We start from the raw sequence: 14,472 nt of genomic DNA on the forward strand, positions 1-14,472 counted from the left end.
CTCCGTCCTGTCAATCGCCGTCAAGCGCGTTAAACCCGCCGCCCAACTGTGTCGTGCCGCCAACATCGCCTTCGACCAGTGTTGTGACAAATGCGACCTGACCGGCAAAATCGGCCAGTTTCTGATACCCGTCCGGCTGGTCGAGCAATTCGACAATCGATGGCGGCAGCTCATCAAGTGTATCGGTCATCGTCTGCCAGTTCAGCCGGAACGACCGATCCAGAAGGCTGCTGTCGATCAGGGCCGAGAGGCCTTTGCCTTCCTTGCCGGTATCGCCCCATTTGCTGTCATAAATCGCAAACAGCCCGGTCAGGTTATGTTCGATATTGCGCAAGGATCGTTTGGATGTCGGGCTTTCGGCCCGGCTGGCTTTGCCGTCCTTTGGTCCGTCGCCAAGCGGACGGCCGAGTTTTTGGCTCGCAATGATCAAAAGCCCTTCGTGAAGCGCGCGATAAAGGTCGGTCGCAGCAAATTTGGCATCCGGGTAATCCATGTTGTCGGGGCCTGCCTCGACCATATTTTTGGCAAATTCCGGCCACTCCTTCACCAGTTCACCGGTCATGCGGTCCAGATTGGCGGCAACCGCCCCGCCATAGCCGCACAGAAACATACCGTCCTCATCCGCCATCAAAAGGCTTTCGGAACGCTTGGCATCGAAAAGCACTTCTTCAAGGGCCGGGAAGCCCTGCAAGGCCGCGCTGGTATCGGCGATTTTTTTGCGGTCGGTATAAGCGGTCGGCTTTTCAAACATCAACTTGCGGAACTGCCGTGTCGCGGTGCCGTGTTTGTCAGGCCAGTATTCGATATGCTGGTCGCGCCCATTCGCCACCAGCGGTCCCATCCTCCAGGGTTGGACCTCCTGCCAGATATCCATCGCGACGTGGAAATCCTCGCGCACTTCATCAAGACCTTCCTGATCGGGCTCGGCACAGAAATCATCCATTTCGCCCGAAAGATTGGTGGTTGCATCATGCAGGGCATCAAGTTTCGGTGGTACCACCACCGTCAGAAGGTGTTCCAGTACCGGGCGGTAATTTTCATCGGGGATATCGGCGCGTGCGCCGGGCGGTGCCAGCCCCACCGTCAGCAAGGCAGTTGCCCCCCAAAGGGCGGCTTTGCGAGTGTGACACAGGAAAGGCATGATATCCCCCGAACAGTAAGGCGTCTAAAACAAGGCTTACAAAGACTTCAGAAATGCGAGCAACTTGCTGCGATCTGATGATGTCAAGAATGTGACGGCATCGCGGGAGGGTTTTGCCTCGCCCCCGTGCCATAATACGGCTTCCAGAATGCTGCGCGCCCGCCCGTCATGCAAGTAACCGGCACGCGGATCGATTTCCTGTGCCCGGCCCAGTCCCCAAAGCGGCGGTGTCCGCCATTCCGTCCCGCTCGCCTCGGCTTCGGGGCGATGATCGGCAAGCCCGTCTCCCATATCGTGCAGCAGAAGGTCGGTATAGGGCCAGATCACCTGCCCGGATTGTTCCGGCATATCGGCACGTGCTGGCAATTGATAGCTTGGCGTGTGGCAGGATGCGCATCCGATTGAATTGAAAATTTCGCGCCCGGCCATGACATCCGGATCGGATGCGTTTTGTCGCATGGGAGGGGCGATGTTACGCGCGTAATAAAGCACAAGGTCGGTAATCTGGTCATGGGCCTCAAGATTATCGAACTCGGGATCGTTGCCATCCGGCGCACCGCGACAAAGGCTCTGGGCTTCGGTGCAGTCGCTGTATGCGTTCGGATAAAGCGGGGTTGAAAGGCCGATATCGAACTGGAATGCATTCTGGTTTTGCTGATCAAGGCTTGGCATTCCGGCCTTCCAGCCAAACCGCCCGATGGCGACCTCGTCCTTTGCAATATCCCAAACCCGGTTGACCCGGCCCGATATGCCGTTCCCGTTGAGATCCTGCGGATCGGCGTTGGCAAGCAGTACTTCATCTGGAATGGCTTCCAGCAATCCAAGCCCGATCATTGGCGGGGCAATGCGCGGTGAAATCATTACATCATCATGCAACGGCCCATAGGCCAGATCATCCATGCCATAGGTCGGGTGACGCAACTCGACCATGCTGCCATCGGCAAGCTCGATGGTCTGGGTATCATAACGGACTGTCACCTTTCCTTCGGCTGGGACGGACGGGATTGAAAAATCCTGAAACTGTCCACCATAGACCGGATCGGGCAGGGTGGATGCGTGACCCGATGCCAGCAATTCCCGATCCACTTCATTCTGTGGCGGGATCGACAGGCGCAGCAACATGGATGTTGCCCTGACGGATGGATCATTTTCATCGACCGGATGGCCGCGGCCATTGCGGATATGGCACCCGTTGCACGCGCGCGAATTAAACAGCGGTCCTAAACCGTCTGCTGCTTTGGTGCGCGTCGGGGCGGTTACCCAAAGCCTTTGAAAAAGGGCCTCGCCCAGCTTGAAATCAAGCCGCTTTTCAAAGGTCATATTGGCCGAATGATGGGTGAATGCCATCCGTCCGGTTTTCTTTTGCCATGTCGTCGCCCCGCCCGGCAGGGCATCGGCGGGCAATGTTTCGTCGGCAAATGCCGGTGTGATTGCCCCGAAAACAAGGGTGGTCGCAATCATGAAACGGGAAAGGCGCATCGCGGGAAGCTGCATGGAATTCTTCTAATCGTAAAGCGAAACGGCGGGAGAAAACTTCCCCCGCCGTCGGACTCATTTGGGGTATGCCCCCGAATGCGGATCGTATCTGATCAATTGATCGAGGTCGGATTGTCAAGGCTGTCCGAACCTTCGAACGCGATCCCGTCAACACCAATCGCGGCAACGATCTGTTCGATTGATTTGGTCTGATCGACAAGCGCATCGACAAAGGTCTGAACAACGGCATTGCCGTCTTCATTGTCCATCGCGATCAGCTGGTCGAAATGCTCGCCCGCCTGTGCGCGGCTGACCATGGCTTTACCCGCCAGAACCGATGTCGCCAGTTTGGCGCGCAGTTCGGTATCAAGGCCTTCATCCTTGGCGGCAACCATGTCCGAAAGCGACGCACCTTCGACAACCGACCCGTCAACACGGGTATAGCGGCCAAGATAAACGTTCTGGATGCCCAGCGCGTCATAGTAGTGCGAATTGTGGGTATTGTCCGAGAAGCAGTCATGCTCTTCTTCCGGATCATGTAGCAACAGGCCAAGTTTGGTGCGCTCGCCCGCCAGTTCACCATAAGAAAGCGAACCCATGCCGGTCACAATCGCGGTCAGGCCCGGAACGCCATCACCTTCCAGAACCGTGGCGCGTGCCTCACCACCGTCGGCCCACTGTGCGGTCATCCATTCAAGGTCCGAAACCAGAAGATCGGTTGCGGCCTGAAGATACGCACCGCGACGGTCGCAATTGCCGTTGGTACAGGCTTCACCCTTGGCATAATCGGTCCATGCGCGCGCACCGGCACCGGCTTCGGTCCCGTTCAGGTCCTGCCCCCAAAGCAGGAATTCAATGGTGTGGTAGCCGGTGGCAACGTTGGCCTCGACATCGTCAATCTCATGCAGGCTTTCGATCAGTGCCCCGTCAATGGTTGATGCATCGATAGTTTCACCGGAAATGCTCAGGCTCGGATTGGCAACAACATTGGCGGTATAAGCTGGGTTTTCTTCGTTTTCTTCGCCGTAAAGGTCGGTTTCGACATAGTCGATCAGACCTTCGTCCAGCGGCCATGCGTTAACCTTGCCTTCCCAGTCATCAACAATCGCGTTGCCGAAACGGTAAACTTCGGTCTGCTGATAGGGTACGCGCGACGCCAGCCATGCGGATTTCGCTGCATCGAAAGTTGCCTGCGACGGATCAGAAACCAGCGTGTTGACAGCAGACTGAAGCTGCTTGGCAGTGGTCACCGAGTCTTCGTAACCGGCATGTGCGATATCGGCATAGGTGGTCAGAACGTCTTTTGCGCCCGGCGCGGCATAGGCCTGCGCGCCAAGGGTGGATGCCAGCGCAGCCATCCCGAGAATTTTAACGAGTTTCATAGGAGTTCCCATCTGTCCCTGAAGGTGAGCCAAGGGCATAGCCCATTAATGCTTCCGCATAATAGTTACTGCTTATGATAATGATTTGCAAACTTGAAATATCTTAATAATCAGATTCCCACATTTTTTACTGTGATAACCGGAATTTGACCTGCACTTTTGCCCGGATCAGGGCATCATGCTTCACGCAGAAGCAGAAAAGGGGACCTGCGTATGAGCGACCAGACCGAACCGCAAAAAACCGTCCGGCTTTGGGATTTTCCCGTGCGCCTGTTTCACTGGGCGCTGGTGATTGCGATTGCGACATCCTGGTGGTCCAATCAGGAAGTGATGATCGATATCCATGCGATTTCCGGGTACAGCGTGCTCGCACTGGTGCTTTTTCGCATCATCTGGGGCTTTGTGGGCAGCTCGAACGCGCGCTTTACCGGTTTTGTCGCCGGACCGCGCAAGGTGATCGGCTATATGCGCAAACTTCCAAACGGTTCGGCCCGCGACCTGACCTATCCGGGGCATAACCCGGCGGGGGGCTGGATGGTTGTGGTGCTGATCGCGCTTGTCGCAGTTCAGGCGATAAGCGGCCTTTTCACCAGCGAGGATACCTTCCTGTTCTTTGACGGGCCGCTGGTTGCCTATGTCAGTTCCGATTTCGCCAGCACGATGAATTTTATTCATCACACCAATATCAATCTGATCTATGGCGCGGTGGCACTTCATGTTCTGGCGGCGATTTTCTATCTGATGATCAAACGCGAAAACCTGATCGGTGCAATGATCACCGGCGCACGCAAGGTCCCCGAGAGCGTTGCAAGCGGTTTCATGCAGATCCGCTTTGCCTCGCCGGTTCTGGGAATTGCGATTCTCGTGGTTTGCGGTTTGACGGTGTGGGGAATGGTGACCATTGCCAGAGGTGGGTAAAATATTTTATCATATCATCAGACTAAACATGAAAACGTGTTGCGTTGCGGTAAGTTGCTGAGCTGGGAAGCAGAATTCCAAGTTCAACAAAAACAGAAAAAGCGATATATACCGAAATTTATGTATCAGTAATTTTGATATAAAACAAATTACTTGATATATAAATTTCGTATTCCTAGGCTGACCTCATCAAAGAACAAAAGACAGATGAGGAAACAGTCATGCGGGCACGTGCCACCATTCACAGGGACTTCACAATCGCAACTGTCGACAAGCGGGTTTATGGCTCGTTTCTCGAACATATGGGGCGTGCGGTTTATACCGGCATTTACGAACCCGGTCATGAAACCGCCGATAAAAACGGTTTCCGGCAGGATACGCTGGAACTGGTTCGCGGGCTTGATGTGCCGATTGTGCGCTATCCGGGCGGCAACTTCGTTTCGGCCTATAACTGGGAAGATGGCATCGGCCCACGCGATCAACGCCCGACACGTCTTGATCTGGCGTGGCGGACGCGCGAAACCAACCAGATGGGGGTGAACGAGTTCGCCGATTGGGCCAAACTTGCCAATACCGAAATGATGCTGGCGATGAACCTTGGATCACGCGGGCTCGAAGATGCGCGCAACTTTCTTGAATATTGCAATCATCCCGGTGGCACATACTGGTCGGACCTGCGCAAATCCCATGGTTATGCCGATCCACATGATGTCCGCATCTGGTGCCTTGGCAATGAAATGGATGGCCCATGGCAGGTTGGTCACAAGACAGCACGCGATTACGGCCATCTTGCCAACGAGGTTTCCAAGGCCTTCAAATATTTCGATCAGTCGCTTGAAACCGTGGTTTGCGGGTCATCGAATGATAAAATGAAAACCTATCCCGACTGGGAAGCCACGGTCCTTGAAGAAAGCTATGACAGTGTCGATTACATCTCGTTGCATAAATATTTCGGCAACGAGGAAAAGGACACGCTGAACTATTTCGGCCGTGCAGAGGAACTGGATCGCTATATCGTCACCATCGGCGGCGTGATCGATTACATCAAGGCCAAGAAACGGTCCAAAAAGGATGTCAAAATCTGCTTTGACGAATGGAATGTCTGGTATCACGACCGCAAAACCGATGATCAGCGGATCAAGGAATGGGACTGGCCGGTGGCACCCGCCCTGCTTGAAGAAGTCTATAACTTCGAAGATGCCCTTTTGATCGCAAGCCTGCTGAACGTGTTCATCCGCCGGGCTGACCGGGTCAAGATCGCCTGCATGGCGCAGCTTGTGAATGTCATCGCCCCGATCCTGACGCGCGAAGGCGGCCCGGCATGGGCGCAGACGATTTATTATCCACTGCAATTCGCGTCGAAACATGGCCGTGGAACGGCGCTGAACGTCAGTGTTGATGTCCCATGCTACGATTGTGATGTGTCACAGGATGTGCCGTATCTGGATGCATCGGCAGTGCAGGCAGAGGATGGAAAATCCGTCGCGATCTTCCTGATTAACCGTCACCTCGACAGCGACCTTGCCCTTGATCTGTCGCTTGAAGGATTTGGCAAGACGCAGGTGATTGAGCATGTCGAACTTTCGGGTCACAAACTCGACGACCGCAATTCGATCGACGCGCCCGATACTGTAACCCCGAAAAAAGGCAGCGGTATCGAGCTTGAGGATGGCAAGCTTGCCGGGGTGCTTAAGCCGCTGTCCTATCACATGATCCGCATTTCTCTTGATGCATCTGCCTGATTGTTACGGGCTGGCCGGAAACCCCAGCCAGCCTGTTGTCATATCGGGTTCAGACTTGGGAGGATTATGGAAATGTCCGGTGTTACGCTTAGCAATATCAAAAAGGCCTTTGGGCCGATCGAAGTTATCCATGATGTGAATATCTCGATCAAACAGGGCGAGTTTGTCGTCTTTGTCGGTCCGTCGGGTTGTGGCAAATCCACGCTGCTTCGGATGATTGCCGGGCTGGAGGAAACGACAGGCGGTGTCATCGATATCGAAGGACAGGATGTCACCCATCTGGAAGCCGCCAAGCGCGGCGTTTCGATGGTGTTTCAGTCTTATGCGCTTTATCCGCATCTGACGGTTTTCGATAACATGGCGTTCAGCCTGCAAATCGCCCGTCGACCAAAGGATGAGATCCGGGAAAAGGTCGAAGAAGCCGCACGCATCCTGCAACTTCACGAGCATCTGGATCGAAAACCATCTCAGCTTTCGGGTGGGCAGCGCCAGCGTGTTGCCATCGGGCGGGCCATTGTGCGCCAGCCAAAAGTCTTTTTATTCGACGAACCCTTATCCAACCTTGATGCCGAATTGCGCGTCCAGATGCGCATGGAAATTGCCCGGCTGCACAATCAGATCGGGGCAACGATGATATACGTTACCCACGATCAGGTCGAAGCCATGACGCTTGCCGACAAGATCGTGGTGCTGAAATCCGGTGTGGTGCAGCAGATCGGATCGCCGCTTGAGCTATACGACAATCCCGATAACCGGTTCGTCGCCGGTTTTATCGGGTCGCCGAAAATGAACTTTCTGACGGGCAAGGTCCTGCCGGACAGGGATGATACATCCGGAATGGTGCAAGTGGAACTGCACGAGACCCCCAACAGCATTGTTTCCGTGGCGGTTTCCGGGCCAAAGCCAGAACCGGGGGCAGCGGTCACACTCGGCATTCGGCCCGAAAATATCGTGACCGGCGATAAGGCGGAAGCCCATGAAGGTACTGCCGAATTGTTGCTGAAAACCGAATTTACCGAAGAACTCGGTGGGGTCAGTTACGTCCATACCCTGACGGAAAGTGGCGTGCGCATCACCATCGAACGCCGGTCGGATCGCAATCATATCGCACAGGATCACATATCGGCCCGTTTACCAGCGCGCCACCTGTTTCTGTTCGATGCCAACGGTGCGCGCCTACGATAGCGCCGCAGCCGACCGGACCATAGTCGCCCGAAACGGGATGCAATCATAATAACAAACCTGTCAGGGCATTTCAGGCCGGGTCTTATCACCCGGCGAACGAGGAGGAAACGTCGTGAAACATTTCATCAAGGCCGGCCTTTCGGCCGCTATCCTGATAGGCGGCTCTGCCGTCGCCAGCGCCCAGACCCAGATTACCTGGTGGGATTTTCTTGAAGGTGGCGATGGCGTGCGTATGAAAGCACTTATCAAGGAATTCAACGAAACCCACCCTGATATCAATATCAATTCAACCACACTGGAATGGGGCGTTCCGTTCTATACCAAGGTTCAAACCGCAACGGCGGTGGGTCAGCAACCCGATATCATGACCTATCATCTGTCGCGTTTCCCGCTGGCCGTGCCCCAAGGGCAGCTGCGCCCGATCAGCGATGATGAATTGGCTGAGGCCGGATTGTCACCCGATGATTATTTCCCGTCGAGCTTCAACGCCGCCAAGGTTGGCGATCAGCTTTACGGTCTGCCGTTCGATATCCATTCCATCGTTCTTTATTACAATAAGGACGCGCTGGATAAGGCCGGACTGCTTGGCGAAAATGGCAAGCCCAAGGGGCTGGACGGGCTTGAAAACTTCAATGCCGCGTTGGCAAAGCTTGAGGAGGCCGGGGTCGAGGTCCCGCTGTCGCTGCATACGGATGAAGGCGGGTCGATGTGGCGCGTATTCTATACGTTGCTGGCACAACAGGGGGCCCCGTTTGTCGAAGATGGTGAAGTCCTGCCCGGTGATGCGGGCCTTCGGGCACTTGACGCAATGACCAACTGGGTTGCATCGGGTTATTCCCCGGAACTGATTTCTTACGAAGCGTCGATTGCGCTGTTCACATCGGGCCGTGCTGCGATGCATATCAATGGTGTGTGGGAAGTCCCGACAATGAAGGATCTAGCCAAGAATGGCGATCTTGGTTTTGAATGGGGTGCAATCCAGATCCCCGTCCTGATGGATCAGAAAGCGACATGGGCAGATTCCCATGCCTTTGCCATCCCGCACAGCGAAGCCAATCCGATTTCGGCTGAAAAGGTCAAGATCGTCATGCAGATCATTGCATGGATGAATGAGCACAGCCTTTCCTGGGCCGAGGCCGGGCATATTCCGGCTTTCAAGGCGGTTGCCGAGAGCGACGAATTTAAAAAAATGGAACCGAATGTGACCTATTCGGCACTTGCCGAAACCGCTGTTTTCGATCCCGAAGTCTCGATTGCCGGTGTTGCCGGGCCGATTTACGAAGCCACGCAGAATTTCATCGTTCCTGCACTGAACGGGCAGCTTGATCCCGAAGAGGCGCTGGACATGGTGCGTGACGAACTTCAGGGCCTGGAACTTAACTGATCACCGGTGATGGCGATGGCTGGCATTCCTCCCTTTGCCGGTCATCGCTATCGGGTGATCCCGTGTTTGATTTTTATGGCTATGGGGCATCGTCCATGCGATTGAAAACCGGAAACAGAACAGTAACAGCATTGCTGCTGATTGCGCCTTTCGTGATCTGCTATCTCGTGGTGTTTGCCTATCCCGTCTATAAAATGTTTGCGATGAGCTTTACCGACGCACCCTTGATCGGTGAAGGCGAATGGATCGGGTTCGACAATTATATCCGCATGTTCGAACACAAGCTGTTTTACACCTCGGTTTATAACACGCTGTATTTCGTGTTGCTGACGGTGGTGCCCAATACCCTGATCGGTCTTGGCATTGCGATGTTGATCGTGCGGCTCAAAGGCTGGATACAGGCCGGTATTCTGGTGCTGTTTTTCATGCCCTATATCCTGCCGGTGACGGTCGTAACACAAATCTGGCAATGGATTCTTGATCAGCAGTTCGGGGTTGTTCAGCCTATGATCGAAGACCTGATCGGTCGACGCATCAGCGTGTTCCGCGATCCAGTATGGGCAATGCCGATGGTGGCCCTTGTGACCATCTGGTGGACCAACGGGTTCAATGTATTGCTGTTCATTTCGGCCCTTCGCAACATTCCCGATGATTATTACGAAGCCGCATCCCTTGACGGTGCAAGCCGTTTGCAGAAATTCAGGCGCATCACATGGCCGCTGCTGTGGCCGGTAACCGCACTGGTTCTTACCCTGCAACTGATCATGCAGCTTAAGATTTTCGATCAGATCTATCTGATGACACAGGGCGGGCCGTTCAATTCGACCTATGTGTTGTTGCAGCTTGTCTATCGCGAGGCGTTCGGGCGCAATCAGGGCGGTTATGCTTCGGCCGTTGCGGTGGCGCTGTTTGTCATCATCGTTGCAGTTTCGATCCTGCAATATCAGTTGCTTAAAGCGCGGGGGAGATGACGATGGGACGCATTTCGCCAAGCAATATCCTGTTGCTGACCTTTACCCTGATTGCGGCCTGTGCATGGGCGTTCCCGCTTTACTGGGCGATTGTTACATCACTGAAGCCGGAGCCGGAAGTTGTCGGAAGCCTATCGTTCTGGCCGAAGACATTTGATATTTCATCCTATGTCTTTGCGCTGTTCGATACCAATCTGGTGCGCTGGTACATCAATTCCATCGGGACGTCGGTTCTGATTACAGGCATCGTCATCATGATCAGCATGATGTGCGGTTATGCCTTGTCGCAACTGGTCTTTCCCGGCCGGAAGATGCTGTTTCTTGTGGTGCTGGCAAGTTTCATGGTGCCGTCACAGGCACTTGTGGTGTCGCAATTTGTGTTGATGCACAAGTTTGGTATGGTCAATACGTGGGGTGGGATCATCCTGCCGCAGGTGATCATTCCGGTGGTTGTGATCGTCTATAAGCAGTTTTTCGACTCAGTCCCCCGTGAATTGCGCGAGGCCGCCAAACTTGACGGTTGCGGCGAGTTCCAGATTCTGTTCAAGCTGTATCTGCCGTTGAATTGGGGGATTACAGCAGCACTTTCGATCATCACCTTTATCATGTCATGGAATAACTTCCTGTGGCCTTTCCTTGTCACGACTTCTGAAGAAATGATGACGGTTACTGTCGGGATCACGCAGGTTGGTGATTCATTTGGCGTCCAGTATGCGCGTGACATGGCGGTTGCCGTGATGGCGGCGATGCCTGTTGCAGTGGCATATCTGGTTTTCCAGCGTCGCGTGACGCAGGCGATCATGTTGTCGTCCGGGATCAAGGGATAAGTCGATGCCGGTATGTGACACTGTAATATTGCAACGGGCGACGGACCGGGAAAGCTGAGGGAATAATAAAAAGTCATGCAGACAAAATTACTGACGGTCGATCCGGTAAAAGATGCCGATGTCGTTCAGGGACTGGCCTCCAAAACCAGGATCGACATTCTTTATCTCCTGCGCAAGCACGGTCCGCAGAACGTCAATGAAATTGCCGATATGATGGGGCTGCCGCAATCGACCGTGGCAACCAATATCAAGACGCTTGAAAAGGCCGGATTGGTTGAAACCCAGACCATGAAGGCCAAAAAGGGCAATCAGAAAATCTGTTCGGCGGCTTATAGCGAAATCTATATCCGCTTTGATGACGACAAAACCAGTTCGGACGACGACCGGGTTGTCGTCAGCATGCCGATTGGTCTGTTTACCGAATTTGATGTCGGGCCGCCTTGTGGCATGTGTTCGGTCGAACGGATTATTGGCGTGCTGGATGTGCCCAATGTGTTTCTGGACCCGCAACGCATGCAGGCAGCATTGTTGTGGTTTACGCGTGGCCATGTCGAATACAAGTTTCCCAACAATGCCAAGGTCACCGGGAGACTGCCAAAGCGGATCGAGATCACGGCCGAGATCAGTTCCGAAACCCCGGAAACCAATGCGGAATGGCCATCGGACATTTCAATCTGGATCAACGGTTTCAATGTCGGGATCTGGACATCGCCGGGGGATTTCGGCGACCGTCGCGGGTTGTATTCACCAGGCTGGTGGAAGCTGGAAGGATCGCAATACGGACAGCTTAAAACTTGGGTGATCGATGAAACCGGTACCTGGATCGATGGACAGAAGATTTCCGATCAGACCATTCATACGCTGGAAATCATGGATCATCATTCTATCCGCTTCCGGATCGGGGTTGATGACAACGCCAGAAACCCGGGCGGGGTCAATATCTTTGGCCGCGGGTTTGGCGATCATGATCAGGACATCACGATGACCCTGTATTTCTAGGCCGGATCAGGGTCACATAAAGAATTCCCCGAAAGGCATCCCTGTCTTGCTGTTGGGGGAGGATACAGCAGGGGGGTGACAGGGCCTTTCGGGGGCGTCCGAGCTTGCTCGTGCCCGGAATTTGCAATTTCGTCTTTTATTTCGTGCGGTATTCGTCGTGGCAGCCCTTGCAGGATTTGCCAAGTTCGCCAAGGGCTGCCCCCATGGCACCCTTGTCACCGGCAGCCGCGGCAAGGTTCATGGCGGCTTCTTGCAGCACGGGGAACCGGCCTGAAAAATCGTCCCAGTTGGTCCAGACGTCGGGCTTGGCGGTGGTTTTTACCGATGCATCGGTCGTATTCGGCTCGAACGCAGCCGGTGCGGCAGAGGCCGAAAACGCGATCCCGTTGGCAAGGTTTCGGATCACACCGTCGGGAAGGTCGCATTCGTCCTTCATGTAGCAGCCAAGTGTTCCCATGGCACCACCGATGCCATCCATCAGCATCTGACGGGTTTGAACAGTTTCGTTATCCATGGCCTCATCGGCCTGCGCGCTGCCAAATGTCCCCAGACCAAGGGCGAGGGATGCAGTCATCAAACCTGCGGTCACAATATGCTTCATGGCTCTCTCGTTGGTTGTTTCTCTGAAACTCTCTGACGGATCGGGGCATTGCGAGCGGCCCCGGTTCTTTTATTTCTTATATTAAGGTCATAAGCATTGTTGCCTATGACTTGTCGGTGCGCTTAGTCTCCCAATTGCGCCCCGAAATCCGGAATCACAACCGCGTGATCACCGAATAAATTATTGTAACTGACGTGCACAAGGAAACGCCCCAAATGTCCGCTGTGTCCAACGCCGCCCCAGATGCCAGCCAAACCGCCATTCGCGAGGGCAGGTCGCGTGCCCGCAGGCTGATCGCAGACTGGAACCTTGATAAGGCCTTTATCAATGGCGAATGGGTACGTGCTGATTCGCGCGAAGCCATTGATGTGTATGATCCGGCGACCGGCAAGGTTCTCGGCGACGTGCCCTTCATGCGCACCTCCGAGGCAAGGCGCGCGATTGATGCCGCCGATGCGGCGTTTCCGGCATGGTCGCGTCTGCTGGCAAAGGACCGTTCCGGATACCTCAAACGCTGGCGCGATCTGCTGGAACAGTATCAGGATGATCTGGCCGCCCTGATCACGCTTGAACAGGGTAAGCCGTATGATCAGGCATTGCGCGAAGTGGTTGGGGCAATCGCCTATGCCGAATGGTATGGAGAGGAAGCCAAGCGCGCCTATGGCCAGACCATGCCCGCGACCCAACGGGACCGGCGTGTTGTCGTGCAAAAGCATCCCGTGGGTGTGGTTGCAGCCATCACGCCATGGAACTTCCCGTTGACCATGGTGGTGCGCAAATGCGCGCCTGCATTGGCGGCGGGCTGTACAATTGTTGTCAAACCAGCCGAAGATACCCCGATTTCGGCTCTGGCCGTGGCCAGGCTTGCCGAAATGGCGGGTTTCCCCGCGGGTGTTTTCAATGTTGTGACCGGCCTGCCGATGCCGATTGGCGAGGCCCTGACCGGGGATCCGCGTGTGCGGATGCTGTCCTTCACCGGCTCGATCGAGGTCGGCAAACGCCTGATGGTGCAATGCGCGCCAACGGTCAAGAAACTGTCGCTTGAGCTTGGCGGCAACGCGCCCTTTATCGTCATGGATGATGCCGATATAGATGCTGCCGTGGCCGGGGCGATGATTTCAAAATTCCGCAACAGCGGTCAGACCTGTGTCTGTGCCAACCGGATTTTCGTACAGGACGGTGTGTATGACGGTTTTGTCGAAAAATTTATCGCGGCAATGCAGGCACAGACCATCGGTAACGGTTTTGCACCCGGCACGGATATTGGCCCGCTGATCAACCGTCAGGCGGTGGCGAAAGTTGAACGATTGATCGATGATGCAAAAAAACGTGGCGCGACACTGCATTACGGTGCTGACCGCCCCGAAGACGGCCATTTCATCCGGCCGCTGGTGATGACCGATGTGCCGTTTGATGCCGAATGCTTTAACGAGGAACTGTTTGCCCCGGTCGCCCCGATCTATCGCTTCACGACCGAGGCCGAGGTAATCGAACTTTCCAACCGGGTCCGGGCCGGTCTGTCATCCTATCTTTTCAGTCGCGATATCGGACGTATCCAGCGAATTGCCGACGGGCTTGAAACCGGGGTGGTGGGGATTAATGATGGCACAACATCCCACGAAGGCGCCCCGTTCGGTGGTGTAAAGGAAAGTGGCCAGGGGCGCGAAGGCGGCCATTGGGGCCTCGAAGAATATCTGGAAGCCAAATATCTGAATTATGCTTTGGGCTGACAGGCCTGATCCCGGCAATTTTAAAGATCGGAGAACGGCAATTGCATTATCGGCAATTGCCGCTCTCCGATTTCTTAATCAGCCATGCAAAATTGAACGGTGTGTGATTCCGGGAA

The 14,472-nt window shown here is 54.7% G+C and carries 12 protein-coding genes; 8 read left to right on the top strand and 4 right to left on the bottom strand.

The genetic code is table 11. The annotated features are described in order from the left end of the window. Positions 1–10 precede the first annotated feature (10 nt). The 3 genes from LG297_RS05730 to LG297_RS05740 all read right to left on the bottom strand — a co-directional run bounded on the left by LG297_RS05730 (position 11) and on the right by LG297_RS05740 (position 3,999). Complete coding sequence (locus tag LG297_RS05730; protein WP_404425994.1) at positions 11–1,141, bottom strand: imelysin family protein; 1,131 nt, start codon at positions 1,139–1,141, stop codon at positions 11–13. A 36-nt stretch (positions 1,142–1,177) separates the two neighbouring features. Next, positions 1,178–2,635: a di-heme oxidoredictase family protein gene (locus LG297_RS05735; RefSeq protein WP_404425995.1), complete on the bottom strand. Its 1,458-nt coding sequence runs from the start codon at positions 2,633–2,635 to the stop codon at positions 1,178–1,180. Between the two features lie 95 nt (positions 2,636–2,730). After that, positions 2,731–3,999 (bottom strand): imelysin family protein, encoded by a 1,269-nt coding sequence (locus LG297_RS05740; protein ID WP_404425996.1) that lies wholly within the window; start codon positions 3,997–3,999, stop codon positions 2,731–2,733. Positions 4,000–4,212: 213 nt separating this feature from the next. Between LG297_RS05740 and LG297_RS05745 the strand changes: the two genes are divergently transcribed. The 7 genes from LG297_RS05745 to LG297_RS05775 all read left to right on the top strand — a co-directional run bounded on the left by LG297_RS05745 (position 4,213) and on the right by LG297_RS05775 (position 12,025). After that, positions 4,213–4,917 carry a cytochrome b/b6 domain-containing protein gene (locus LG297_RS05745; RefSeq protein WP_404425997.1) on the top strand — a complete coding sequence of 235 codons (705 nt, stop codon included), beginning with the start codon at positions 4,213–4,215 and terminating at the stop codon, positions 4,915–4,917. Positions 4,918–5,138: 221 nt separating this feature from the next. Further along, a complete protein-coding gene (locus LG297_RS05750; protein ID WP_404425998.1) occupies positions 5,139–6,659 on the top strand; it encodes an alpha-N-arabinofuranosidase in 1,521 nt (506 codons plus the stop codon). 72 nt (positions 6,660–6,731) lie between these two features. Continuing rightward, positions 6,732–7,844, top strand: a complete 1,113-nt coding sequence (locus LG297_RS05755; protein WP_404425999.1) for an ABC transporter ATP-binding protein — start codon at positions 6,732–6,734, stop codon at positions 7,842–7,844. Positions 7,845–7,956: 112 nt separating this feature from the next. Continuing rightward, positions 7,957–9,228 (top strand): ABC transporter substrate-binding protein, encoded by a 1,272-nt coding sequence (locus LG297_RS05760; RefSeq protein ID WP_404426000.1) that lies wholly within the window; start codon positions 7,957–7,959, stop codon positions 9,226–9,228. A gap of 62 nt (positions 9,229–9,290) precedes the next feature. Continuing rightward, the gene (locus tag LG297_RS05765; RefSeq protein ID WP_404426001.1) at positions 9,291–10,199 is read left to right on the top strand and encodes a carbohydrate ABC transporter permease; all 909 of its coding nucleotides are present in this window, start codon (positions 9,291–9,293) and stop codon (positions 10,197–10,199) included. Positions 10,200–10,201: 2 nt separating this feature from the next. Then, positions 10,202–11,026, top strand: a complete 825-nt coding sequence (locus LG297_RS05770; protein ID WP_404426002.1) for a carbohydrate ABC transporter permease — start codon at positions 10,202–10,204, stop codon at positions 11,024–11,026. Positions 11,027–11,101: 75 nt separating this feature from the next. Then, positions 11,102–12,025, top strand: coding sequence for an ArsR/SmtB family transcription factor (locus LG297_RS05775; protein ID WP_404426003.1), 924 nt, complete (start codon positions 11,102–11,104; stop codon positions 12,023–12,025). A 136-nt stretch (positions 12,026–12,161) separates the two neighbouring features. Here LG297_RS05775 and LG297_RS05780 read toward each other — a convergent pair whose 3' ends face one another. Continuing rightward, positions 12,162–12,626, bottom strand: a complete 465-nt coding sequence (locus tag LG297_RS05780; RefSeq protein WP_404426004.1) for a c-type cytochrome — start codon at positions 12,624–12,626, stop codon at positions 12,162–12,164. Between the two features lie 215 nt (positions 12,627–12,841). Here LG297_RS05780 and LG297_RS05785 point away from each other — a divergent pair, with 215 nt between their 5' ends. Continuing rightward, on the top strand, positions 12,842–14,356 hold the full coding sequence (locus tag LG297_RS05785; RefSeq protein ID WP_404426005.1) for an NAD-dependent succinate-semialdehyde dehydrogenase: 1,515 nt from the start codon (positions 12,842–12,844) through the stop codon (positions 14,354–14,356). Positions 14,357–14,472 lie beyond the last annotated feature (116 nt).

Source organism: Thalassospira australica (assembly GCF_044790785.1).
In the GTDB taxonomy this organism is placed as follows: Bacteria; Pseudomonadota; Alphaproteobacteria; order Rhodospirillales; family Thalassospiraceae; genus Thalassospira; species Thalassospira australica_A.